19 protein-coding genes and 1 tRNA gene are annotated in these 24,221 nt (G+C 47.6%); all 20 read right to left on the bottom strand.

Annotated elements, in window-relative coordinates:
* Positions 1-81: 81 nt before the first annotated feature.
* The 20 genes from QZ383_RS05335 to QZ383_RS05240 all read right to left on the bottom strand — a co-directional run bounded on the left by QZ383_RS05335 (position 82) and on the right by QZ383_RS05240 (position 24,045).
* Positions 82-633: a hypothetical protein gene (locus QZ383_RS05335; RefSeq protein WP_291443673.1), complete on the bottom strand. Its 552-nt coding sequence runs from the start codon at positions 631-633 to the stop codon at positions 82-84.
* A gap of 5 nt (positions 634-638) precedes the next feature.
* Positions 639-1,673, bottom strand: coding sequence for a DUF3150 domain-containing protein (locus QZ383_RS05330; RefSeq protein WP_291443671.1), 1,035 nt, complete (start codon positions 1,671-1,673; stop codon positions 639-641).
* A 9-nt stretch (positions 1,674-1,682) separates the two neighbouring features.
* Entirely contained in the window at positions 1,683-2,702 is a 1,020-nt protein-coding gene (locus QZ383_RS05325; RefSeq protein WP_291443669.1) for an AAA family ATPase, read from the bottom strand.
* A gap of 91 nt (positions 2,703-2,793) precedes the next feature.
* Positions 2,794-3,921, bottom strand: coding sequence for a hypothetical protein (locus tag QZ383_RS05320; protein WP_291443668.1), 1,128 nt, complete (start codon positions 3,919-3,921; stop codon positions 2,794-2,796).
* Positions 3,922-4,196: 275 nt separating this feature from the next.
* Positions 4,197-4,532 carry an ERF family protein gene (locus tag QZ383_RS05315; RefSeq protein WP_291443667.1) on the bottom strand — a complete coding sequence of 112 codons (336 nt, stop codon included), beginning with the start codon at positions 4,530-4,532 and terminating at the stop codon, positions 4,197-4,199.
* Positions 4,493-4,711: an ERF family protein gene (locus QZ383_RS05310; protein ID WP_291443666.1), complete on the bottom strand. Its 219-nt coding sequence runs from the start codon at positions 4,709-4,711 to the stop codon at positions 4,493-4,495. The genes QZ383_RS05315 and QZ383_RS05310 overlap by 40 nt, the downstream gene beginning before the upstream one ends.
* Before the next feature lie 310 nt (positions 4,712-5,021).
* Positions 5,022-5,975: a glycosyltransferase family 2 protein gene (locus tag QZ383_RS05305; RefSeq protein ID WP_291443665.1), complete on the bottom strand. Its 954-nt coding sequence runs from the start codon at positions 5,973-5,975 to the stop codon at positions 5,022-5,024.
* Positions 5,976-6,008: 33 nt separating this feature from the next.
* On the bottom strand, positions 6,009-7,808 hold the full coding sequence (locus QZ383_RS05300; protein ID WP_291443664.1) for a rhamnan synthesis F family protein: 1,800 nt from the start codon (positions 7,806-7,808) through the stop codon (positions 6,009-6,011).
* Between the two features lie 238 nt (positions 7,809-8,046).
* On the bottom strand, positions 8,047-9,876 hold the full coding sequence (locus QZ383_RS05295; protein WP_291443663.1) for an ABC transporter ATP-binding protein: 1,830 nt from the start codon (positions 9,874-9,876) through the stop codon (positions 8,047-8,049).
* The gene (locus tag QZ383_RS05290) at positions 9,866-14,575 is read right to left on the bottom strand and encodes a radical SAM protein (protein ID WP_291443662.1); all 4,710 of its coding nucleotides are present in this window, start codon (positions 14,573-14,575) and stop codon (positions 9,866-9,868) included. Before QZ383_RS05290 ends, QZ383_RS05295 begins: the two co-directional genes overlap by 11 nt.
* A 464-nt stretch (positions 14,576-15,039) precedes the next feature.
* A complete protein-coding gene (gene rfbD / locus QZ383_RS05285; protein WP_291443661.1) occupies positions 15,040-15,897 on the bottom strand; it encodes a dTDP-4-dehydrorhamnose reductase in 858 nt (285 codons plus the stop codon).
* Positions 15,897-16,865 (bottom strand): NAD(P)-dependent oxidoreductase, encoded by a 969-nt coding sequence (locus tag QZ383_RS05280; protein WP_291443642.1) that lies wholly within the window; start codon positions 16,863-16,865, stop codon positions 15,897-15,899. The genes rfbD and QZ383_RS05280 overlap by 1 nt, the downstream gene beginning before the upstream one ends.
* A 13-nt stretch (positions 16,866-16,878) precedes the next feature.
* Positions 16,879-17,445: a dTDP-4-dehydrorhamnose 3,5-epimerase gene (gene rfbC / locus QZ383_RS05275; RefSeq protein WP_291443640.1), complete on the bottom strand. Its 567-nt coding sequence runs from the start codon at positions 17,443-17,445 to the stop codon at positions 16,879-16,881.
* A 949-nt stretch (positions 17,446-18,394) separates the two neighbouring features.
* Positions 18,395-18,760 carry an inovirus-type Gp2 protein gene (locus QZ383_RS05270; protein WP_291443638.1) on the bottom strand — a complete coding sequence of 122 codons (366 nt, stop codon included), beginning with the start codon at positions 18,758-18,760 and terminating at the stop codon, positions 18,395-18,397.
* A 756-nt stretch (positions 18,761-19,516) separates the two neighbouring features.
* A complete protein-coding gene (locus QZ383_RS05265) occupies positions 19,517-20,773 on the bottom strand; it encodes an AAA family ATPase (protein WP_291443636.1) in 1,257 nt (418 codons plus the stop codon).
* A 15-nt stretch (positions 20,774-20,788) separates the two neighbouring features.
* Positions 20,789-22,126, bottom strand: coding sequence for a hypothetical protein (locus QZ383_RS05260; RefSeq protein WP_291443634.1), 1,338 nt, complete (start codon positions 22,124-22,126; stop codon positions 20,789-20,791).
* A 49-nt stretch (positions 22,127-22,175) separates the two neighbouring features.
* Positions 22,176-22,364 (bottom strand): hypothetical protein, encoded by a 189-nt coding sequence (locus QZ383_RS05255; protein ID WP_291443632.1) that lies wholly within the window; start codon positions 22,362-22,364, stop codon positions 22,176-22,178.
* Positions 22,365-22,481: 117 nt separating this feature from the next.
* Positions 22,482-22,736 (bottom strand): hypothetical protein, encoded by a 255-nt coding sequence (locus QZ383_RS05250; protein WP_291443630.1) that lies wholly within the window; start codon positions 22,734-22,736, stop codon positions 22,482-22,484.
* A gap of 378 nt (positions 22,737-23,114) precedes the next feature.
* Positions 23,115-23,190 (bottom strand) — tRNA-Ala (locus QZ383_RS05245).
* A 54-nt stretch (positions 23,191-23,244) separates the two neighbouring features.
* Positions 23,245-24,045 carry a class III extradiol ring-cleavage dioxygenase gene (locus tag QZ383_RS05240; protein ID WP_291443628.1) on the bottom strand — a complete coding sequence of 267 codons (801 nt, stop codon included), beginning with the start codon at positions 24,043-24,045 and terminating at the stop codon, positions 23,245-23,247.
* Positions 24,046-24,221: the final 176 nt, after the last annotated feature.

Below are 24,221 nucleotides of genomic sequence, written 5' to 3'. Positions count from 1 at the left end.
GGAAGAATTTCGCGCAAAGAATATAACCTGTAACTCATTGAAAACCACTAACTTAAAAGTGATATACGCAGTGGGGTAAGGTCAGTAGGCCTTGACCAAAATGGCATCCAGAGCCCCGATCAAGCTGGGGAAGTGCTGCTCCACGATGCTTGCCGCGTGTTGGCGTGCCGGGGTCACCTCATCCACATCCCAGGCCCGCACTGTCAGCAGCACATAGTCCAAAACAGCAAGGTCCGGGGAATCGCCCCCGGCCCTTGGCTGTGCTTGCTCTACAAAGAATCGTCGTATCAGCCAGTTCAGGTTCCTCCGGCAGCCGGGGAAAATGCCCGACAGCTTCTTTTCAACACGCCAATCCTCAAGGCAATTGATCAGGTTGAAGGTCACAGGGGCAAGGTTGGCGGCCTGCAGCACGCTAAAATCAGTGTGTCGAATATGGCCGGATTCATGATCCACAAACGACCTCGCCAATGCCAGCAATTCAGGCTCACAATCCATGGGCAATGAGGGCAAGTGAATTACCTTACCGTTGGTACAGGCTTCCTTGCCGCCAATACGCACCTGCACGCCATAGCGGTCACCCAGAATGGATGCCAAAAGTGGCAGGCAGTTAAGAACGTCTTTTGTTCGAATCATGGCAATCACCACAGGCCCAGGCTTTGGATAGCAGGATGAGGCAATGCGCTGTCTACTGCAGGAATATCAGGCAGAATGGGTTCGTCGTCATCTCCATCAGCTGCACCGTCTACCAGCATTGAGCTGCCGTCTTGCTCAGCAATAACTCCCGGACCAGCCAACAGGGCATCCAGCACAAATGCGGGGCCATACCCCTCAATAACTTTTTGGGCGTGGGGCACAAGAGCCGTACTGTCCTTGAGCAGGTAGACCAGCCCCTGCAACAGCAGCAGGTCTGTGCCGGTGATATTCCCTTTCTTGGGCATACGCAGCAGTGCAGCCTGCACGATGTCAGCCACCGGGGCCACATGCGGCTCTACGAAAGATAAGCCCGTGAGCTTGGCATGCAGGGTACGCAGCGGAGAGAGCGCTTTGTGGGTTACCTCCGTCTTGCCGTGATAAACCCTGCGCCATATATCGTCAGCCGACTTGGCCACCTCATCAAACAGGGTGCCGCCGAGGCCCTGTACCTCTTCTGCCAGACCGGCTTCCAGCACAGCGGTGTTGTCTGTGTGCTGCTCAAGCGGGGCGACCTTATACAGCTGCCAGCGGAAATCCATGCGGGCGCGTACATAGTCAGGCCCCACGAGGGAGTTGCGGATAATTTCGCCCCACTGATGGTGTTTCTCAATCCACGCCTGCACCTTTTGGTCATAGCCAGCCAGAAAAGCTTCCTTTTCTTTCTGGAATTCGGTGCGGATGTTGAGCAGCTCCTGTACGATTTCGCCGGCTTTTTCTTCGGGGATGGCCCAGCCAGACATGAACCGTACCCCGTGCCGGTCAAGGTAGTTGAAGGCACGGGCCTTGAGCGTGCCGAACACCTTGAGGTTCTCCGGGTCAGCAATGCGCTTTGAGCCCAGAGAAGCCAGATCTTCGGGGGGCAGCTCTGCGCCGCCCAGATCTTCCTGGCTCATTTTGCGGCGGGCAGACCACAAGCTGACGTTAAGGTTAAGGGCCAGCAAATTGTCCAAAATGCGGATGTCAGAAACAAGCTGTGTCATTATAGCCTCCTATTTTACGCTGTTGGTATATGTAGCGTTGGGACCTTCAGCCTCGACCTGCTGTGGGAACATGCGTTGAGCCAGCTCGTGCAACATGGCGCGGGTTTCACGGCTTGCACGGTATGCCAGCGCCCGGTCAAGGGCGTAGGTGACGGGCTGTATGCCTTGATGGGCCAGCGGCTGAAAACGAACGGTCAGATCCCCCCAGCGCAGCAGGCTGCGTGTGGAGAAGGTGACCTCAATGGTATTGGTCATATTGTTGGTGGAAGCCTCGCCCATGAACAGCTTGCGAACTTCATTGGCGTAGTCCACCATGGTGGCGCACAACGATTCGGGCAGCGATGGGAAACGCCGGGTAAGCAGACTCTTTTCTACATCGGCAGAAGGGTAGCCCACTTCGCAGATAGTAAAGCGGTCCAGCCATGCAAGATTCTGCCGCTGGGTGCCCTGGTAGAGGCCGGTGTCATCGCCACCTCCATTGGTATTGGCTGTAGCCACAAATCGGAACATGGGGTGCGGCACAATCAGTTCGCCGCCGTTTTCCGCTATGCACAGGGGGGAGCCGTCCAGCACGCTGTTCAGGCCTGCGGCTATTTCAGGTGAGGTCAGGTCGATCTCATTCAGCAGCAGAAGTGCGCCGTAGCGCATGGCAAGCGCAAGCGGGCCGTATTCAAAGGTCATGTTGCTGTTTTTGACTGTCAGGTGACCAACCAGGTCGGCAAACTCCAGTCGCCCATGTCCGGTGACCTCAAATACCGGATGGTTAAGTCTGGCTGCCAGCTGCTTGATGCATGTCGTTTTACCGCAGCCTGTGGGGCCGAAAACGTACAGCGGTTCCTGTGCATTAAGAAACCAGACCACAACATCGCGGCTGGACTCATGGAAGATATAGTCGTGGTCAATGGACGGGGTGTAGGCCGAAGGTACGGCGTAGCCCCTGACCGTGGTGCCGGAGGGATTGCCGCTGAAGACCTCACCGGTATCAAGATCCGTAGGCTGCAGGGTACTAAGGTCGTCGATAGTATTCATGCCTAGCTCCTTAAAACGAAAAATGCCCCAGGACGGGGCGGTTGTGGCGAACGTGCTAAAAGTGAGGGGATGGTCATGAGCACCCTATTTTTCAGTTTATGGGCGAATTGCTCAATTTTTCGAAAGGTGAGCCTGTGCGCTCGCAACGGGCCAGCAAGGTGTCCACGTCGATGCCGCCCAGATGCTCCTCATGAAAAATCTCGGCCAACTCCTCCCGCAGTGAATCCCTGTCTAAAGTAGTGCGACCTGCTGCCACAGACATGCGGAATCGGTAGGTCCCCGTGTCTACCCAATCTTGTGTGCCAGCCTGGCGGTGAACAAGCTTGAGCACCGTCTCCATTTCTTTGATTTCATTATCTAAGGTCGTGCGCTGTTCCTTGAGGGCAGCCAGCTTTTCCAGAGCTGGTTCCCACTGGGGCATTTGTACGCCTTGCGGGAATTTGGTGCAGTCACCGTTGTGTTCGCAGTACGAGCACAACGGGTAAAAGCCCTGAGCGCAATCAACCTGTGCCAGGGTTATGTGTCCGGCGCGGAAATCTGTAAGTTCTCCCCAAAGCTGCGCCGCATGGTCAAGGGCAGTATCCAGCATGGCCTGATTGAAGCCATAGGGGCCGAACGCTTTAACCTCTTTCATGGAAAGGCACAGCAACCATGCTTCTATGCTTGTCTTGGCAGCAGTTGAAGGCATCTCAAGACCAAGCTGGGCACGGCAAAGTTGAGGGAAGGTCATCTTCTCATGCAGAAGCGTACCGTCCTCAGCACGAAGGCTGAAAACGGGCTTGCTCCATGCTTTTGTTAGCAGGCCGATCTGTCCGTGCAGTTGCAGCAGATGGGAGTCGTGCGGGATGCTGGGCAGCTTGTCGGTGCTTTTCACTTCCAGAATGCGAATGGCGTTAACGGGCGCACCCCAGACAAGCACAAAATCAAGATGAGCTTTGATGGGCACGCCCTGATGCTGCCAGTTAATCTCAAGCTGGGGCAAAACATGCAGGCCCAACGATGCCAGTGCCTGCCCAACCCCAGATTCGAACCAGTGCCCTCGCTGCAGCGTAAGCAGGCGTTCCAGGCTGTTTGTGGTGGGGAGCACCTTTCTTGCCAGTGCCGCCTGGGGGCATTCCCAGTGCTGGCCAATATCGCTCATTCCCACATAGTTGGAACGGTCGCCCAGATGGGCAAGTGTGTCTTTGTGGGCGACGGCTTGCAGGCCCTGTCTGATCAACGCCCGTAATCCTTCCGTGCGGTCTTTCTGTTCCGTGAGTTATCTCCATAAAAGCGAAAGGGCCGCCATCAGGCAGCCCTTTCACTCGGTATTTTGATTTTTGCTATGCGGCATCGACATACTTCCACCACAATTTTCTCTGCGGGTTCCAGCGGAAGCCCGAACCGGTCAGTAATTCTTTTTTAGCCTGCGTGTTGCCAGTGGCAATGATGCAAGGCCTCGCGTCCTGGGCAGTAACCTGCTGGTAGGTGACACCCTCAAGCGGTGGAAGGCTTTCAAGGCTGGCTGACGGGCGATTTGAGGGGGTTGAACGATAGGTTGCGTTGTTGCCCTTTTTGCGATTCAGGGTGAATTACGGGCAATTTGGGCCGTGTAGGCGACTTTTTACCATTTTTAGCACCTTCACCATCGTCATCTTCAGTTACCATGCCCAACATGGCGGTTAAAGCGTACCTCCTCGCATAGGTCATGGCTGATCCCATACCCTGCGGGTCAGCCTTAGGCAGCTGAACCACTGCAAGAGAGCTTTCCCACTGTCCTGATTCCGCGTGGGTCAGCTTGGCAACCAGCACTATGGAGTTGGGCTGCTCCACAGGCAAGGGTACTGGCATAGCCAGATGCCGTTTTCGATGAGAGCATCGCGGCAGCCGTCCATGACGCTGTTGAGGCTGGCGTACCAACTCTTGGTGAAGGGATTTTCAGCGTCTTTTGTAACAGGTTGTACGGTACGTTGCACGTTAAGCAGAGCCTTGGCCAGATCTGTGATGCTTTCTGACTGGTATTGATTCATATGAAAATCCTTCTGCGATAACAAAACGACAAAACCCCGCCCATCATCGTGCTGGACAGGGCTTTCAGCTCGGTTTGAAATGTTACTCTGGTGTTCTTGAAAGAGTAATATATCCTTAAAAATTGATGAATAACATTCGTATGCATTTAGTGCGATTATTGTAGAGCATATCCTTCATTCATTTTGTGTGCCTATGAAGGAGTACTAACTTTTCAATGGCATACTTTTAGTGGGGAAGGTCATCCGACATTAAGCTCACCCCCAAAAGGCTCAAGAAAAAAATTACTAGCCGCAAGACCACAATTTATATTTAAAGATGAAGTCTTCTGTAGAACATACGGATAGCCGCAAAAAGCATGCTACAGATGACAATAGGTAACCTCAAGGGATAGTGCTTTAATGTCAACAGCAAACGGCTTCTCACTAACAACAACAACGCGCTGGCCTTAATTGTATTGTTTGAAAATCCTGTTGAAGCACCTTCTTTGTGATATACAACAGCGTCATGAGCGTAGGCAAGGTCAAATTTTCCTTTTGCACTATAGGCCCAATCTTGTTCTTCACAATAAAGGAAATAACGTTCATCCATAAGCCCTACGGTTTCAATAAATTTGCGGCTCACCATCACACTCGCGCCGTAAATAAAGTCTAAGTTATTTTCAACTTCTTCAGGCTTTTCGCCATGAATCTTATGAACACTTATTTTGTAGCCACTAAGATGAGACAGGCTTGTCCAAGGGTTAGTTCTGCCGCCACCTCTACATTGCACTAAATTTGTATTCATATAACACACAAGTGATCCACATAAGCCAGGCTTATTCTTTGAAAAAAGCCTCTGATACATTGCACCTAATGCAAATTTATCAACAATAGTATCATTGTTTAACAACCATACCGCATCTACACCCTGTTCCATAAGAAACTTGAGTCCTAAATTGTTGCCAGCGGCATACCCCTTGTTAATAGGGGTTTGTAACAAGACAACGGTCTTGCGGTATGAAGACGAATCAGGCTCAGCATAATAGCTGGTGTCGTCAATTAACGTAATGGGCTTTGTGCAAGGCGTTATCATTGGGTGTTTACTTACTAATGAATCAAAATCCCCCGCAGCCCACTGTCTAATTTTACTAACGGAATCGTTTACCGATGCGTTATCTACAATTACTATCCATGTTGGCGCGTCTGCGCTCGCAAGCACAGATTCAACACAAAATAGGGTATCTTCCCAGCCATTATAGTTTAAAATAACAACGCCAACTTTCATGTACACGACCTATTTTGATGTCAGCTACTATGGCTAAGAAACTATCCAGCGCAATCCTGGTTTCCAAAAACGCCAGCGCACACGACTTGCTAGGCGGGGCAAATAGCGTTTTTCCGGCATCTGTGCCCATGCTTCAATAATTTTATATTGCTCAGTCGTGAGCTTGTCTTGATAATGCTGTAAAAAAGTTGCTGCTTGTCGCTGAGTGCGCCGAGCATTATCGAGCGATCTGCAGATGCTTTCTTTAAATGTTTTTCTTTTGGGAGCACCAAGAAAATTAGTGGAATGCTGCCGATAATCCAATGTAGGCTTCTGCATGCAGAAAACTTTTCCAAAACAGGTTGCAACCAATAACAGCCACCAATCGTGCATAAAAATATCTTGTTGTTGGGGTATTGGCAGGGCTAAACGCCGAAGTGGAGCATTGCCCATTACAGAGCATCCTAGAACATGTGAAAGCTCAAGGTTTTGCTGCAAGGTATCTCCCCATTGATGTGGTATTTTCATATATTTTAGAAAGGAAGAAAATAATTCATTGTCAAATTCATCTATGCCTCTAGCATCTGAGCAAACTAATAATGGAATGTTGTCTCCATAATGTGATTCTAAGCGCTTCATTTCCACATATTGCATGTGTAATTTGTGCAAATACCAAATGTCGTCTTGATCTGCTAATGCAAAATATTGGGATGATTGATTCATTTCTGAGATTGATAACAACTCTGAAATGTTCGCAACGACACCAATGCGTTTATTGCCAAACACGCAATTCACATTTGTCGATGTATTGCTTGCAGACTCTAATATGCTCCGCGTGTTATCATCAGACGCATCATCTCTAATGGTTATTTTACAATTAATTCCTTTTTGCCATAACAGGCTTGATAGCATAGAAGGTAGCCAGCGTTCACCATTGCATGTTGGCAAAAGAACATCAATTGATGTTGCACTATCCATCAAAGAAGACCTCATCTGCCAATTATCAAGGGAGGAGTGCTCTGGGTTTTCATTTATGAGGCGTTTTTTTAACAATGGCATTCCAAAATAGTGCCATAGGTTAAAGCCAAATGTCATTGTTGGATTACATTTTTTAGCATCTGCTGTACAACTTAAAGGAACAAAGCTTGCTCCGACAAATCCAGATAAAAGTAGTTTTAATGTTAGTGTGCTCTCATAGCGCCTGATTATGACATCTCTGGAATTCAAGGCTCGCATTTTTGCCCAGAAGGATCGGAACGCTTTGCTTTGCGTCACGGCTCGTCGCAGACAGATAAAATAACTTTGCAAATGTAGGCAGCGCTCTTGCGATGCCGTCATCCCCCAGAAGTCACAGACAACTTTATCCATAACAGAAAATACAGGAGCAAGTTTGCCAATGCAGAGGACGCTGTCATTGGCAAGTAGTAACTCTTTCGCTTCCCATACTGTGGGAAACATTTCTGTAGCGCACTTCCAAGATGCAAAATCAAGTCCGATATTGTCGCGCTCGATTATTATCTGGCAGTAATAACTTAACTTGTTTATATCTGATATTCTTAAGTGGGATGTTGAAATGCATACTACAAGAAACCCAATTGATTTTAGCTCGCGAAGATAATCAATTGTGCTCTCATCTACACGATTTTTGGCGTTAAAGTGTGAAAATAGGCAAACTTTACTTGCTTGACATGGATTATCGCTCTGATATAGTAAATAACCAGGTATGATTTTATTGGAATTCACTATAAAAGATGGGCGTAATGCAATTGCGCAGCTTATCAATGCACGAATCTTTTGCGACAAAGTTCGTAATTGGGGTAGGATGTGTTGGCGTAAAGATTTTTCTGAGTCCATATAGCAGTACGCCTTTCTGGTAATGTGTTATAACGAGTAATGAATCTTATGGTATTTTTTTAAACTATATACTGTTTTTTGTTTATTTATTGTCGATGCTTTGCTGTTGTGGTTGTATTTTTTCTAAAATTATTTTGTCTTAGGTGTAACGCCGTTATGTTTTGACGCTCCGTGCTATTTTTTATTTATTCGTGATGAATGTTGTAAAATATTATGTATATTCAATTAATGCTATGTATTAGATGGAAGACTTTTCATCAAGTTGCTTCTTATACTTATGAAGCATAATGTCAACTTTTCCATGCTCTTTGATGGAGCCATCTTCAATCCAGTATATGTAGTCACACATCTCAAGGGTTGCGAGTCTGTGTGCAATCATAATCACAGTCATTTTCCCCTTAAGAGTTGATATTGTATTCAGAATGGCTTTTTCATTTGCTTGATCGAGCGAGCTCGTTGCTTCATCAAAAATGAGAATGTCAGGCTTGGCGTACAAGGCCCTTGCTATAGATAGCCTTTGCTGTTGGCCTCCAGAGAGTCCCGCCCCTCCCGCCCCTACGGGACGCTCTACTTCTTCGATTTTTTGAACAAAATCGATTGCAGCATGACGGCAGGCCGCCAATACATCGTTAGGGTTGTAGGGGAGCCCCCACTGGCTAAAAGCCACGTTTTCAGCTACAGAACCCTGCAATATATATGGATTTTGAGGTACATAGCCAACGGTATTCATATATGCTGCAAGCCTTGCCCCTTCTAGAGGAATTCCGTCAACAAGGATTTGTCCTTCAGATGGAGTAAGCAATCCACTACACAAAGCGGCAAGCGTGCTTTTTCCCGCGCCTGATATTCCAACAAAACCGTATTGCATTCCCTTCTTTAACGTAAAATTTACATGGTGTAATACTTTGCTGGGGCTGCCGGGATATTCATATCCAACATCTGCAAATGTAATATTTTGGTTGAAACAAAAGGTAGGATCTGGTTCGGCCAACGGTGCGCTGGGTTGTTTCTCTAATAAATCCAACGCATCTAAAAACATTAAAGCCATTGGTCTGAAGCCAGAGATCGCGATGAATGATGACAAGGAACGGCTTATCATCGGCAAGATTCGCCAAGCACAGAGCAGCACGAGTGATACCACACTGGCAATAGTCACCATGTCAGCAGCATTTTTCCAAATAAGAACCGCTACTGTGGTGGGAATGATAGAAATGCCCATGCACTCCAATATCCATCCAGGGACAGGAGGGGCAATGGCAATAGTGATGCGGCTTGGCATGCAATGGCGTATAGTGTGAGAAAATGCCTTATAAAAAGTTTTCTGTTGTCTGTAGGCCAGGACTTCACGAATGCCTTGAACAACGTCTTGCTGGATTTTAAACTGCGTAGCGAGTGAGCCTGCTATGTTTTTTCCAGCATTGTCTATGTTCTTTTTTTGTAATTTGTAGCTTGCCCACGCAATGAATCCAATTACAACTATGCTGCTGGTTATCGCTAGTGGAGTTGCTGAAAGTAAAAAAAATAGTAAAATTAGGGCAGTAATCGCATATGTATATACATTCAACATCTGAGTGAGTAGTGGGGCTACGCTTTCTCTTGATTGCATAGCAGTATCCAAGTGAGTTCGATAACCTGAAATATGTACGTCATAAGTACAATGCAGGTATCGGTACATAAGCTTTTCGCTAATATATACAGAAATGTCTTCTCCAAGTCCTGCCGTTTTTATAGCAACCAATGCCGAAAAAATATTTTTTATTATGAACACCAGCAATACAATGCAGCTGATAGATAAAACTACATAAGCATTATTACTGGCTGGCACATCAAGAGAAGGAAATATTTCTTGCAACAAGGCATAGAATGGATGCTTTTTAAAATTATCCATCGCTGCAATAGATATCCCCAGCAATGAGAGTGTGCTGATGGCAGTCACCTCAAGCAAAGCCCCTGAAAGCATTAAGGCAAATAGTTTCCAAAATCGCCATTGTAATGCAGGCGACAAAATTTCATATACACGAACAGTGTCTTTGAAAAGCACATTGTAAACAGATGTGCTACCTAACATCAGCATCTCGCAATGACCGTATATATGTATCCAGAGGTTGTACTTGTTTTTTCCATAATAACTCTTTTCGTAATTGCGTGATTTTTTCTCTGTATTCACGCTGCTTGCGTTTGTCTGAGGCATATCTAAGCAACGTATCTGCCAATGATTCTTCAGTGTAGCTTTCAAGTATTAAATCTTGCTGGTGCGGGCGCAACATTTCGGCGGTTTCATCTCCAGCTGTCATTAGTATTGGTAATCCACCCCAAACATAATCATACACCCGAGTGCGGGCTGAAAGCGATGTCTCCAGGTTGGGCAATTGAAAAAACACCCCAATATCGGCATCAAGCAAGAAATTTTCACGGTCGTCAAAAGGTACTGGTTCCGGTCGGAAATACACGCATGTGCCAAGAGCGTTTAGCCTTAGCGCTTCATTACGTGCGGCAACAGCTGTGGTTGAAGGCTGCCCACCCTTAGGAGCAAACATGGAAAAGAAAATCTTTATTTTGCTATTCTGTTTGTTTGCACTGTGAACTGCTCGAATCAGGGGCTGAGGATCAAGCCAATCCCAAATACCGCCAAACCATAAGATTATAAAGTCATCCTGGGTAAAGCCAGTCTGCGTATTGCGAATACCATGCTCTCTCCGGCAGGGAAGTGTTTCACGCACACCAAAAGGCACTACATCCATTAAGTTTCTGTACTCATGATGTCTTGCATACTCTGCGCTTCCTGTTCGTCCAAGACTTGTCAATACCCCTAGCCAGTACAAACGCTGCCTTTCATTGCCGCATAGTAAAAAGTCGCCTCGGCGGAGGCCCTCAATAGCACAGAGGTAACCTTCTTTATAGAGTCCCTCGGATTTCCCCACATTCTCCATGTGCATGGGGGTGACCATGTCAACTATGAGTTTTTGCGATGAAAAGGCTTGCTCAGGTACATGATATATTGCCGGCCCCTGTACGAGTACAGCCCTATGCTGGGCTATCAGGCTGGGGAGGGTGTCCTGGGCAAAAGTGGCGAGCCTAAAGCCCTCAGGCTCAAGATCATCATCTTGTATTGCGCATGATGTAAGCGTCACGGTAAAGCCGAGCATGGAGAGTGCCCGTGCAATTTCCCAATGGCGCATGGCAAGGCCGAGGCGCGTTTTGCCAAGATTGTCAGGTGTAATAATCAGGATGTCACGCAGAGATTGAACAGATCCTACAGGACAAGGGAAGAAGATGTTGCAAGTGGCATTCCAAATATGGCTCGTGCCAACTTGCAAACTACGCGCCCCTTCGAGTATGGAAGCTGCAATTGCAGGCGGAATGCCAGCGCCAGATGCGCTCAGGCGTAACGTAACACTAGTTTGAATTTTTTCTGCATTCAAATCCAAGGGCACAATGCACCACTGCTCAGGTTTGACCTGGTGAGGTAGTACTTCTGCATGCGACAGTAGCTCGCCTTTAGCACTTAGCACATCAATGGTAAAACCACACGTGTTGCTTTCTTGAGATTTCCCAAGTTGAACACCTATAGAGTCTATGTGCCGCGCTGGCAACGTAATGTGCTGCAAGACTTTGCTTTGTAATAGAAATGAAAATCCATTTCCATCTCTATTCTCCCAATAGCCGGGTAGATCATCAAAGTCTTTTAGGCTCCACACATCAACAGGGTGTCGCAGTAAGCGCCATATAAAGCGCAACAATTTGTATGGTGCATTTACAGCATTAGAGAAAACGCTCAAACTGCGTCTTGCGCCTCTGGAGAAAGCAATAATTTCTTTTTGAGCCCGGCGCGCAAGCTCAATATAGGGCCGGAACATGCTTCGAGTTTCTAGAATATCTTCACGCAGCGTGCGCAATTGCTTTTCATGCGATGCAACTGAATTTTGCACAAAATCAAAAACGTTATCAGCTCGTTTTGCCGAATAGCGAAGTCTGGCATTGAGAGAAGAGACTTCTTGCACCACATGGTGCAACGCAATTTCAATTTTGGGTGCCATATTTTGTGAGATGCGTTTGGTATGGCGAATTTCTGCTATTTCTGCCAAGTAAAAATTTTTATCAATGAGATGCCCAATTGCTTTCTCTGCCACAATCGAAAGAGGTCTGCCCTCATTTAGTCCATAGCCTCTGATGGAGAGAAGCTCCCTTTCGGCTCGCCGCAATATCTCTTGGCTTGGAATGCACTTTGGGATGCGTCTTTCGGGAGTATCGTATGCGAGTACATGCTCAAAGCACCGCGCAGCTTTTTCCTTTTCGCCAAGATGGGAATAGGCAAGCCCTTCATGGAATTTGGCTGTCCAAACCATTTCATTGTATTCAAGACACGAATTACAAGTATCAAAATGCTGCGTCATGAGAGCTAATATTTTAAATGCAGACTGCAAATCTCCCAAAGCTCCATGATTATCTTGAATCGCATTCATCTTAAAAATAGCACGGTAAAACAAAAACACGGGCAGATTGAATGGGGCAATATGTTTAACAGTTTTTAACAAATGCTGTGTACCCATTTTCTCAACACTCAATGCTTTCAGCAATGATCCTATTACAACGTCAATATCACAAAATCGTTCTCTTACATTTATTTCATAAGAAAGTAGTGTTGCTATAGCTAATTCAAAATTGCCGCTATTAACCTGCTCTTTAATAAGTCTGAACAATATACCAGACTTTAATGCCGTTTCTGTAGTCAATTTAAGACTAAAATTTTGCAAAAAACTTATGTAGTTACCCCTGTTGCTATAATTACTTGTGTTTGAATCTACAGACATGCTTGCGATACAAATGATCCTGTTGCTTATTTTTAAAAATTCAACACTGTTAAAGCCTAGCCTCCCGAGCATCAGCTGAAGTGCTTTCTCTGAAAGCAAATAGTGGTGGGCACCAGTCTGAACTGATTCTTCTAGATGCGAGCTTGAAATGCCCGGCACATCATTGACATATTCAGCATTAGGCGTTGTAAGCAGCAAAAAACCGCTTTCTTGGAGCGAGGAGGCAAGAAGTTGCAAAAATTCAAACGGATCTTCAACATGCTCTATGACTTCTGAAGCGTAAATAATATCAAATTTTTCTTGCATTCCTGAAAAATATGAATCTCTGATGTCCAGTCCAAGCATCTGAGCACCTATTCGTCCATACACCCCTGGCTCAAAGCCCAAAGCGTCTGCATCTAACATGTTTTGAGCATAGAGCATCGCGAAGCCAAACCCGCAACCAACGTCCAACATTTTGGGGCGACGGCGAAACGACGGCAAGCATTGCAAGGGTGCCACCATAAAATCAATACCGGCGGAAATCTCCGCATAAAAGGCGTCATAGCCATCCAAGATTTCTCCGAAACCTTGCTCGTTAATATCTTCTGTGAATAAATAGGGATGCGGTATAAGACATTGGCAAGATGGACACCGATGAAAAGTAGTAGGTAAGCCAAAACATGTTTCGGCAACATGGATTACCTTCTCCATATCACCTACGAAACCACAAACTTTGCAATGTAATGGGACATCTGAGTGTCCATTTTGCCACGAAAAGGGGTAGAGCAGTTTATTAGAACTCTCTGACGAGCTTAATGCGATTTGGGCATCAGGTCCCATCGTCAGTGGAGCGTTCTGCGCGCTATTCCACTCACAAATTTCTTGCAAATCTGCCACATCGCAGCCATCGGCCATAAGAGGGTAGCGTTCCCAGTCCGCAGTGTTTGCTCGAAGCTTCAATGACTCCCAAGGGAAATTAAGAATGTCAGGATGATGCTTTGCAACAAATTGCTTCCAGAGCCATGTGCCGGGCAAAGGAGTGGACGGGAGAATATCGATTATCGAACTATTTTTGCGATTCCTATCTATAAATTTACGCGTTTCATCTAACGTTTTTTTACTCTCGCCAGGAAAACCAACAATAAAAGACATTGTGGGTTTGTACCCATAGTCATTCAAAATATCTATCGCGCGTTGATTTTGGGTTGAGGTAGTTTTTTTATTCATTGCACTGAGGATGGCGTCACTGCCACTTTCAGCCCCAAACGCCAACGTGGCGACATTCATTTGCCGTAAAAGAGAGATAATTTCTGGAGTCGCAGTATCGCTACGGATCAGGCAGTTATAGGAAATATAGTCTAAACCTTCTGCTTTGATCATCTGTGAAAGTTCGCGCAATCGTGTTAGATTTGCAGTGAAAAGATCATCAAAAATTATAATGTCCTTGGCACCACGCGCAGCCAAGTCTTTAATTTCGAGTAATGTTCGGGTAGCGCTTTTGGCAATGTATGTTTTCCAAAAGGCCTTGGACGAGCAGAAATTGCAAGAGAAGGGACAACCAAAGCTTGTTATTATCAAGCTTCTTTTTTGCTCAAAATCTGGAAAGATATCCCACGCTGGCAGCGGTGCGAAGTCGCAGTTCGCCACATCTCCAAATGGTCCAGCAAACGCTTTGCCATATTTGAGTGTTTCCGGCAGAGCTGTAACATGATGCCCGCCAACGTGAAAAAATTTACCTGCATTTACAACATTAGCTCCCAACTCGTTGACTAGATTCCATGCCTCGGTCAGTCCAGTACACCAAACTTCATCGGCTTGAATAAGCTCTTCAAGCTTCTCTGAAAAGATTACATGCGTATCAGGTGAAGAATGGCGAATTTCAGCAGCAATACAGGCAATCCCATAGGGAAGGGTGTAGTCAACGGCGCTTTCATCGCAAAGCCTTGGAAGGGTGAGAGCTATGGTCTTTTTCATTGATATCTCTCTTTAGAGCGTATTAACGTTGAAAACATGCAGTTTCAAGGTTAAGGTGCGATAGTTTCGGCACGTAACAGCGCAATAAATTACGCTAATACTTACGAGTTGAGCCTCTGGTCTCGCCGACAGGGCAAGTGAAATGCAAAATAGCTCTGTGAGAGATGCTATCCGGCATGTCTATTGCAAGATCAATGTGATTGTACGTTGAGTGTGTGCCGCATTGTCTCAAAATTTCTCTGCTGTCGCTCGTTTTCAATTCAAATCTAAAACATTCACAATTTTATTAACGGTACCAATATGGGAAAAACGTCATGAAGTTTTTCCTGCATTGATGCAATGTTATTGCGCTGACGAGTCATGTAATATTGCACTTCTCCCCTCATGTGCGTACAAAATGTCATGCGTGGGTTACACCTTAAAAGTGTGCCCAAGGCAGTGGGGCATATATATTACATTTGTTCCTATCCAACGGTATTTAGATATGATTTCAATCCGTCTTCCCAGTTGGGCATGCAGTCTATACCCAACTGTTTTAGCCTGCTGTTTTCAAGTACAGAGTAAGAGGGTCTTGCCACTTTGGCGGGGAACTCGCCAGGCTGCGCTTTTTGCAAATCTGTTGTGATTCCACGCAAAGCAAAAATACGCTCTGCAAAGGCATACCATGAACATTGACCCTGACAGGTTGCATGAAAAATTCCATAAACGCCTTCATTTGCAATGCGCTGTAGTTGTGCTGCAATGGCGGCGGTGGGGGTCGGAGTAACTATTTCATCATCTACAACGCGCAGATAAGGGCGCTCGTTTGCCAGCTTGAGCATAAGCTGCACGAAGTTGAGCCCCCCCTTGGCGCGGCATGGATGCACTCCATAGATTCCCCCCACCCTGACTACAGATACTTTTTCCCAAGAACTCAATGCGTAGTACTCGCCGCTTAGCTTGGAGTTTCCATAAACATTGAGGGGGCAAGGAACATCACTTTCCACATAGGGAACTTTTTTTTCGCCATTAAATACATAGTCCGTACTAATGTGGATAAGGTGCGCATTATGCCGCGCACATTCCTGCGCAAGGCTTCTGGTACCTATGCCATTGACGGCATGGGCGAGGGGTGGATCGGCTTCACATTTTTCTACGTGGTGCATTGCTGCTGTGTTAATGACGCAATCAGGCTTTATTTGCGCCATAACATCATTAATTTGTGAAGAATTCGTTATGTCAAACTGTTCTTTTGTTAATGCAAATACGGTGTTACTTTGACAAAAAACAGAATCTATATCCATCCCAAGCTGCCCATTGCCGCCAGTGACTAGGAACTTCATCAGCACTTACCTTCTTTTGTGAGTGATTCAAAAGTACGGATATTATAATAACATGGATTGTCAAAATCCTTAAAATGTTCATAATTTTTGGCCAGATCTTGCACTATGTCGGCAGCGTTAAACCGCGCTTTAAAACTCAGCAAGTTTGTGGCCTTGGCGCAACTCACCTTATAGTTTCTAAAGTCTTGCACATTGCGCACCTCGATAGAGGCCTTAATTCCCATATGTTCTTGCATGCCCGCATAAACATAGTCGGCAATCTCACCCACTGTGTAGTTGCCCGAAGCTATGTTGAAAATGCCAGAAATTTCCTGCGGGCTTTCCAACGCACGTATGTATGCGGTGGCAGCATCACGCACAGACAGGATAGGGCGCCAGATGGCAGGATTATTCACAATAATTTTTTTATCCTGTACCGCTGAACGAAACATGGCGTTGATTACAAGATCAAGCCGCATTCTTGGGCTGTAACCGCAGACTGTGCCCTGGCGAAATGCAATGACAGAAAAATCAGTAGAAGTTAGTTTAAGGCAACCATATTCCCCTTGAAGTTTTGATATTCCATAAGGATAATTTGAAATTGCTGGGGATTCTTCATCGTACAACTCATTAACTGTGTAGCCATATACAGAGCAAGAACCACCGTGAATAAAGCGCTTTACACCAGCACGCTTTGCCATAAAGGCCAAATATGCAGGGTGTGCAGCATTGTATACAAAGTTTTGTGCAGGTGAGTATTCCGCCATAGGGTCATTGGACAATCCTGCAAGGAATATTGCCGCATCAAATCCGACAAGTGTTTCATGTGTGATGCTAAGTACATCTTGTTTGAGTACAGGAATGTTGGAGGGAAGATGATTGCCAAACCACTCAAAATCAAGTACTGTAACATGATAACCACGTTCCTGTAACAGCGGTACGAGCACAGACCCAATATACCCTGCGCCGCCAGCAATAAGTATTTTCATGGATACTTCCTCCTCAATATTTGAAATTGTCAGATTCTTGAGTCTCAAGCCATTGCAGCAATGTTTGCGCCTTAGTGTCCTTGCCTGACAGAATTGGGTCGGACACGGGCCACTGAATTTGCAACGCTGGGTCATTCCACAAGATTCCAGATTCCGCTTGAGGATTGTAAATACCCGTGGTCAGGTACTGTATTTCCGCATAGTCGCTGATCACTGCAAACCCGCGGGCAAAACCAGCTGGAGCCCACACAAAGTGGGGTTTTTCTGCATTGAGGGTTACCGCCACATGCTTACCCAGAGTTGGTGAGCCCTTACGGATGTCTACAGCTACCAAAAAAGCTGCACCGCGTGTGACCCGCATCAATTTTCCCATAGGCGGTTCCCATTGAAAATGCAGTCCGCGCACGGTGCCTTTTACCGATCCTGAGTGATTAAACTGCACAAAGGCCGAAGGTAAACCCAGGTCTCTGTATTGGTCGGCTCTAAAGGCTTCCATAAAAAAACCACGATCGTCCTTATACAATTCAGGTTTCACAATGATCACATCATCTATGGATGTGCGCTCTATTGAAACTTGCATCTTTCCTCCTTTTCCTACTAAATTATTATGGAAATTGTGCTTTCAGAAGTGGGTTCGCATCTCCCTATATCTCAGATTCATTGTTTATTATCTATATTACGACACAAAGATAAAGACATCAAGGGTACCCCCGGACCTATGGCTATCGGCGGATCCAGCGGCTGCTTAACGGCAACTGATTGACGGTGGGCGCACATCGGTCAACTATAAATGTGTCTTCAGGATAATGAAGCAGAACAGCCTGTTGCTGGCACGTTTTGCTGCCGCCGACCAAACAAAGCGCACACGGTCAAGGTTTCTACACTACAAAGCAATCAGCGTTGGTGCTCTGAAGGGCTTGAGGTTGCCTGCGACAACGGCGAGCAGGTGCGCGTCATTTTTGCTCTGGATACTTGCGACCGGGAGGTGATGCCATTCCGCCTCCACTGACGGGTACCGCGCTGACATGTCGCAAAGCGTCATGCTGGAATGCGTTGAAAAACGGTTTGGGGATGTCAAAACATTGCAGCCAGTTGAATGGATAACGAAGCCCTGGGTAAGCACTGAATCAATGTGTGGAAATTTTTGTTGCATGGGTACCTTTGCGATGTGCTGTGGGCCGATAATGGCAGCGGAAGGAATGTATAGTATTAGAGCCTTCAGTGTCGTTACTGTCCCCGTTTATGCTTAACTGAAGCTATCTGTACGATTCTGTTCACAGCTTGCATGATGAGACTCAGGACGTGAGGTGTTTGCATTGTGTCATGCCGAAATCACGAACTCCATCGTTGTAGATCCCCTTGGTGTGGTCTTTCGTCATGTACATAGCTTGCCGTACAACGGTATCAATCTTGTCTTCGTAGTAGAGGTCATCGCTGCGGAGAATGATGCCATTGGCTTGCCTGTTGCCCTCAGGGGATCTATTGCAATAGTGAAGCAATCCGTGAGAGTCCACATCAAGTATCCTGCCTCACATTTCTTCTGCTGCTTCAATGTAGGGATAGTATCTGCGAGTCTTGTTACCATTGAGCAAGAGCATGCAGTGATAGTGTTGGTTGTTGCTTCTAAGAGATTGCTCTCTTACCCAGAAATACGCTGAAGATACCCCATTACGTGAACACCGTTGAATCAACAACTTCATGAGAGCTGATATGTCGCTATTGTCTTCGACAGCCTTAAACCCTTTGGGGTAGGTCACATCAAACCGAATAACCATTGTTTTGCTGTGTGACGTTGTGTACTCCGTAAGGAGTGTTGCCATATTATTACCTATAGTTGGCCTATACAGACAGTTGCCATTATCATGCATGATAGATTTAAAGTTTATGTTGTTCATTTTGATCTCCTATATGTATTTCATTTAGTTCGCTGTTTGTGTTTGCATATCTATATCGTTATTGTGTTCATATTTCTATCCATGCCACTTGTTGTGGCATAGTTGTAATGTTTATAGCTCTTATGTTTCTATATTCTTATATAAGCACTACAATCATACCTTCGTTGTTATTGCAGAGAATCAAGTCGTTTAAGTTAAATGCCTCAAGCCAACCAAGCTAAATCTGACATGTGAGGTTGAGGGAATTAGCTTCTGCATATCCATTAGGGGCGGAGTAATGAGATTGGATAGCCCCATGAATTCGATGTCGGGTAGATGCTGTTTCATCGGTGTAGTTGTTTTGCAGGCATGCCGAAGACCAGCGAAGCTGCCCCCGAGGTACTGCCCCTCTGGCACATGGGTCTTTGGTTCAAACGAATGTTGAAAGGGGCCTCCCCCCCCACTAAAGGGACAGGATCATTTGGCATCAACGACTGCCGAGGCTATGCTTGAAGGATAACGATTTTTTATCCGGCCACAGGAAATAAAGCCTAGTTTAACATACTGAAATTGTTGATTATCAACAATTTTAATAACCCTAGCGGGAGATAAACATGTGATAAAACGAGGGTTATGCGAGGGGTTTTCGAGGGTTATGGCAGCCCCAACGAGGGGTTATGCGAGGGGCCGCGAGGCATACAAGGTAGATGCTACAGGCCAGAAGTGGCATGGGGTTGGTCTCCCCATGCCACTTCATGAAGCACTGTCACAATGGGATTAGTGCGCTGTGCGTTCCGCATAACAGGTGGAAAGCTTGTAGCCTGCTGTTGGCCCTTTACCGAAGGCTTCAATAAGGCCAATAGCTTCAAGCCTTTTCAAAATGGACCTGGCCTTTGTCTCCTGGCACTGCAAAAGAATGCCGATGGCACCGGTCTGAGCCGTTTTACGCTCCGTAATATATGTGTACACCCTTTGTTCATCCTGAGACAGATCAAGACCAGCCAGGCCAGCCTCTTCGCTGTCAGGCCCCGCGGATGTATCAGGCGAGAGGTCGGCATTCTTCACAGCGCCAGGAGCGCATGCAACCTCATGCCCGTCTGCCCCGGTTACCCCCAGAAAACGACATTGGGAAGCTCCCAACGGCAAATGCAGCCAGAATGTCTTTTTCTGCAACACGCAGGCCGCCTTGCAGACTTTAAAGCAGACCCCGAGCGTCAGGCCATCACACGCTGCTGCCTGCTGCACGGCCTCAGTGCCGAGTCTTTTCTCAAGGATTTCCGTAGCCCGGATCAGAACAACTTCCGTATGAGCGCGGATGGAAAACTCCTGACTGCCGCGCGCCTTGGCTGATCCCGTGCCTGCATTGGCATCATCCTGGGTATGATGTACCAAAATAGTGCAAATGCCGTGCTGCTGTTGAAGTTTTTCAATCCATTGAAAAAATCCGCTGACCACACTGCTTTGGTAGACCCTGCCTTCATCCATCAGCGAAGTGAGGTTGTCCAGCAAAAGGTAACGGCAGCCACGCTCAAGCAAGGTGTTTTCCAGCTTGTCACGGAATACATGGTCAGTGAGAGAAAAGGCGTAGTCCGGGACTGCATGATCAAACTTCGAGAGCAGGAACAAACGCTGCCCCACTTCCCCAGCAAGACCAAACTGATTCAGGCGTTCCGCAAGAAGGGCTTGTGGCGTTTCGCTGTCCACATACACAATTTTGCCTGTCTTATCAGAACGGAAAAGGCCAAACAGTTTTTCCCCTGTGATAAGCGCCTTGGCTGCAGCAAAGCAAAACATGCTTTTTCCTGCATCTTTCAAACCGTGCAGTAGAACAATACAACCCGGTGAAAAAACCTGCGAAGTGCCAACGTCCGTGATGTGGGCAGATTGCTGTGCAGCAGAGCCGGATTGGGGCTGAAATAATACAAGACTATTAGCAGAAGTAGTTATTCCGCTGGAATCCTGCTCTGTAGTTTTGAAGAGGCCCAATCGGTGGCCCCATGCCTTGAACTCGGCATACGGAACAGAACGCTCCATGATGTATTTGACCAGCTACGAAGGGCGCTCCCAGTCCTCAAGAACAATAGAAGCGTCCAACAGTTGTGATTCCAGCTCACTGATGCCCGCCACTTCTTCGGGTGACGTGCATTGAGTGGCTAAGTGCAGCAAAAAACCTTTATATACCTTGAAACTCAGTGCGTTGACCTGAGCGGCCATATCCTCGTACAGCTTGATCATAGCCAAATCGGACTTGGTCGGGGCAGGTACGAATACCACATGACGCCCATGCAGGTAATTTGAGGGCAAAACGGAAAGCTCACTGCCCAGGTGGGCCGTGACGATGATTTCCATGGGGTTATCCCCGCGTGTTTCCAGCATCATGCGCCTGAAAGCCAAGGCGGTGCGCATGTCCTGGCAGAGTACGAGTGTGGCGTAAGGCTGCGTGTCCAATAGGTGCTGATCAAGCCAATGGGCTGTGGCCTTGAATTTGCCAACGCAGAGAACATTCCGCCCAACGGTGGCGGGCAGGCAGAAGTCCTTGCCGTTCAAACGGTAACGCAGAATCGCACCGATTACCTGCCCAGCATGCCCATAGCTATACACCTTTTCCACCAGTTCGGCACAGGCACCTCCAGCCGGAAGACTCCGCAGATGGAGTAGTGCAGGTACCTCGTCAACTGGGCGTAAACCCGTATGCAGCTCTGCGGCATGTTTTGCGCTGGAAAGCTGATGGAGATTGTCAAAGTTTATATTGAGGATACTCGCAAGGGTGGCCAGAGAATCCATTCTGGACAGGTTCAAAACGCTGCCCACCAAAGCAGTCCATGACGACCCCTTGATTTTGCCATGGTTCAGATGCCAGTGCAGCGCACCATCATTTCCAACGGAACCAGAAACCAATAAGCCATGTTCTTTTATGCCCATGAGCGTCTGAAGATGGCTATTTCTGCCAGCGCAAAACTGATCGGATGCTTCACGTTCGATAAGAGCTTCAAAAACATCCTCAAGGGGCAGCATGTTTTCAAGCCCGTGGATATCGGTAGCATTCGCTGTGCCAAGTGCGGCCAGAAAGGCAGGAGAAAAATCTATTTTTCCAGCCAGTTTCAGGCAGCCCTTGGGCACCGATGGCTTCTGCACATAGGACCATGTTGTGGCAATGCGCTGCAATGTGGCAGACGTGTGAACTTTGTGAGAAGGTGGGGTGCGATAGTCGCTAGGCGGCAACTTCTGCTCCTTGTAACTGGCAGAAGGTGCATATTGGGCAACAGTGTCAATGGTCATGCTGGAAACGGCGTCTGTCACATCAGCATCCACAAACAACGGGCTAGATTCTGAGACTGGCTTGCCCGAGCTCACAGCCTTGTGCAATAATTTTTTGTAATCGAACATATATCCTCCATAAGCGGATGGGCAGGAATACCTGCCCATCCGCTTATAATTAGGAGTTCTTGGGATGAAGTTTTACAGACAGGATAGGCTTCCACTCCAGCTGCACCTCAAGATGAGAAAGCTTGCTCAGCTCTTCTGCGGGAAGCTGCAACATGGCGTGGATTTCCTGCTGGATGGCCGTGACTGCTGCAAAAGTATCCTTGGACATGATTGTTCCGTTCTGATTTTCTGTTTTCATTTGATTGGCTCCCTGCATTGTTTTTGGGGTTTCACAAGACATATCAACCTCGAGTGGTAGCACGCTTTTTCAAGACGTGGTTAAAAATTAGCTCGTCGACAAAGGGCCGATCAGGAATCACCTTGCCTTCTTGATCTGCGAACGATAGCATTTCAGGAAAGAGTTTTTTTCGTAGGTCGCGTGCTTGTTGACCAGGAAGTAGGGCGGACCATCCTTACCGAGGTTGGCAAGGGTGCCGACGGTCAGCGAGCCGCCGACATACTTGGGGATTTCCCGGCGAGCGAATACAGCGGGCATTGAAGCTTCGAGGCCCGTGATTACTGCTTCGATAAGGATGTCGTCCAGGTTATGGTCATCAGGGTGAGCGTCCATACACATCTCTCCTCAAATTCGATCTCTGCAATCACTTACAAACGAGAATGAAACCTTTTGCACGGACAGAATGGGTCAACTTTCACGCTAACTAGTTTTTTTTGTTGAATTTGCCCTTGTGATTTTTTTATGTGGGAGAAAGCCTGCGGGCATGTCTGGAGGAATCGCCGTGGGATGGCGTGATGCGGAGGGGGATTTTTGAATCCTTGAGGCGCAGATTTCTGCAGGGGTATTGAGACGGGGGCAGAAAAAGCAATGTTCCCAATTAATCAGAGAGGGTCACGTTGCTTCACTGAAAAATATGGCACAGAGATGGCACAAAAGTGTGCGACAATAGAAAAAGGGCTTACGATTTTCATCGTAAGCCCTTTAAATATCTGGTGGAGCTGAAGAGAATTGAACTCTTGACCTCTTGAATGCCATTCAAGCGCTCTCCCAACTGAGCTACAGCCCCATGAGGAAACTGGAATTATACCTTTTCGCTGTGGGGCGCAAGTGTTTATTTCATCTAGTCAAAAGAAAATGCCGAGAGCGGCGCGCCCATAGCCCTGCCGTGCCAGGCAAGTTTGCCCTGTGCGGCTCCGGCAGCCCCGGCGATCACCATCAGGGGGATCAGATGCTCTTCACGTGGGTGGGCAAAGCGCGCACCGGGGGCCTTTTCCCATTCTGCAAGGGCCGCGTTGCGCATGGCGGCATTGGGGTTGCGCACGGCATCCGTCAGCCAGTTGGCAAAAATATCCGCCCCTTCAATGGGCGTGTTATCCCCGTAGCGGAATGCCCGCATGTTGTGAAAGCTCATGCCGCTGCCCACAAACAGCACGCCCTCATCGCGCAGCGGGGCCAGCGCCCGCCCCAGAGCCAGATGCTCCAGCGGATCAAGCCCCCGCCGCAGCGATATTTGCAGCGTGGGCATCTGCGCCTCCGGATACATCAACAGGCCCGGCACAAACACGCCGTGGTCAAAGTCGCGCGTAGTGTCCTCCGCCAGCGGCAGGCCTGCCGTGCGCATGCACTGGCGTACCCGGTCAAACAGTTCCGGCGCAGGCGGCGCAGGCCACTGCAACTCATAGGTATGCGGCGGAAAGTCATAATAATCATAATACAGGCCCGGTGTCCGCGTGGTCAGCAGGGTAAATTCCGGCTGCTCCCAATGGGCGGAGAATACGATCTGCGCCTTGGGCTGTTGCGGCAAAGTCGCCGGGATGGAGCGCATCCAGCCGCCAAGGGCATTCCATGTGTCCGGCGGCATCCAGTCCATAAAAAAGCAGGGGCCGCCGCCGTGGGGGATGTAAAATGCGGGCATGGTCATGATGCGCCTCGCTGGTGGGTGTGGATGCTGCGAAACTAGCTTGTGGAGGGAAAGTGCAGAGATCAGCGTAGCGCCAAATCCTGCCGGGGCCAAGAGCCGTAGTGACCAGTGCAGACAAATTTTTGAGGCTGGAAGCCAAGCCCATAATGAAGGCGGGCATTCCGCAGAATACCCGC

It is taken from the genome of Desulfovibrio sp., from assembly GCF_019422935.1.
Taxonomy (GTDB): Bacteria; Desulfobacterota; Desulfovibrionia; order Desulfovibrionales; family Desulfovibrionaceae; genus Desulfovibrio.
Note: the sequence above shows the minus strand (reverse complement) of the source record. Positions and strands in the feature narration are given on the sequence as shown.

Bases quoted from the DNA above. Each gene is read 5' to 3' on its own strand.
- QZ383_RS05335 (WP_291443673.1), bottom strand. From the start codon at position 633: ATGATTCGAACAAAAGACGTTCTTAACTGCCTGCCACTTTTGGCATCC.
- QZ383_RS05330 (WP_291443671.1), bottom strand. From the start codon at position 1,673: ATGACACAGCTTGTTTCTGACATCCGCATTTTGGACAATTTGCTGGCC.
- QZ383_RS05325 (WP_291443669.1), bottom strand. From the start codon at position 2,702: ATGAATACTATCGACGACCTTAGTACCCTGCAGCCTACGGATCTTGAT.
- QZ383_RS05315 (WP_291443667.1), bottom strand. From the start codon at position 4,532: ATGCCAGTACCCTTGCCTGTGGAGCAGCCCAACTCCATAGTGCTGGTT.
- QZ383_RS05310 (WP_291443666.1), bottom strand. From the start codon at position 4,711: ATGAATCAATACCAGTCAGAAAGCATCACAGATCTGGCCAAGGCTCTG.
- QZ383_RS05305 (WP_291443665.1), bottom strand. From the start codon at position 5,975: ATGAAAGTTGGCGTTGTTATTTTAAACTATAATGGCTGGGAAGATACC.
- QZ383_RS05300 (WP_291443664.1), bottom strand. From the start codon at position 7,808: ATGGACTCAGAAAAATCTTTACGCCAACACATCCTACCCCAATTACGA.
- QZ383_RS05295 (WP_291443663.1), bottom strand. From the start codon at position 9,876: ATGTTAGGTAGCACATCTGTTTACAATGTGCTTTTCAAAGACACTGTT.
- QZ383_RS05290 (WP_291443662.1), bottom strand. From the start codon at position 14,575: ATGAAAAAGACCATAGCTCTCACCCTTCCAAGGCTTTGCGATGAAAGC.
- rfbD (WP_291443661.1), bottom strand. From the start codon at position 15,897: ATGAAGTTCCTAGTCACTGGCGGCAATGGGCAGCTTGGGATGGATATA.
- QZ383_RS05280 (WP_291443642.1), bottom strand. From the start codon at position 16,865: ATGAAAATACTTATTGCTGGCGGCGCAGGGTATATTGGGTCTGTGCTC.
- rfbC (WP_291443640.1), bottom strand. From the start codon at position 17,445: ATGCAAGTTTCAATAGAGCGCACATCCATAGATGATGTGATCATTGTG.
- QZ383_RS05270 (WP_291443638.1), bottom strand. From the start codon at position 18,760: ATGAACAACATAAACTTTAAATCTATCATGCATGATAATGGCAACTGT.
- QZ383_RS05265 (WP_291443636.1), bottom strand. From the start codon at position 20,773: ATGGAGCGTTCTGTTCCGTATGCCGAGTTCAAGGCATGGGGCCACCGA.
- QZ383_RS05260 (WP_291443634.1), bottom strand. From the start codon at position 22,126: ATGTTCGATTACAAAAAATTATTGCACAAGGCTGTGAGCTCGGGCAAG.
- QZ383_RS05255 (WP_291443632.1), bottom strand. From the start codon at position 22,364: ATGAAAACAGAAAATCAGAACGGAACAATCATGTCCAAGGATACTTTT.
- QZ383_RS05250 (WP_291443630.1), bottom strand. From the start codon at position 22,736: ATGGACGCTCACCCTGATGACCATAACCTGGACGACATCCTTATCGAA.
- QZ383_RS05240 (WP_291443628.1), bottom strand. From the start codon at position 24,045: ATGACCATGCCCGCATTTTACATCCCCCACGGCGGCGGCCCCTGCTTT.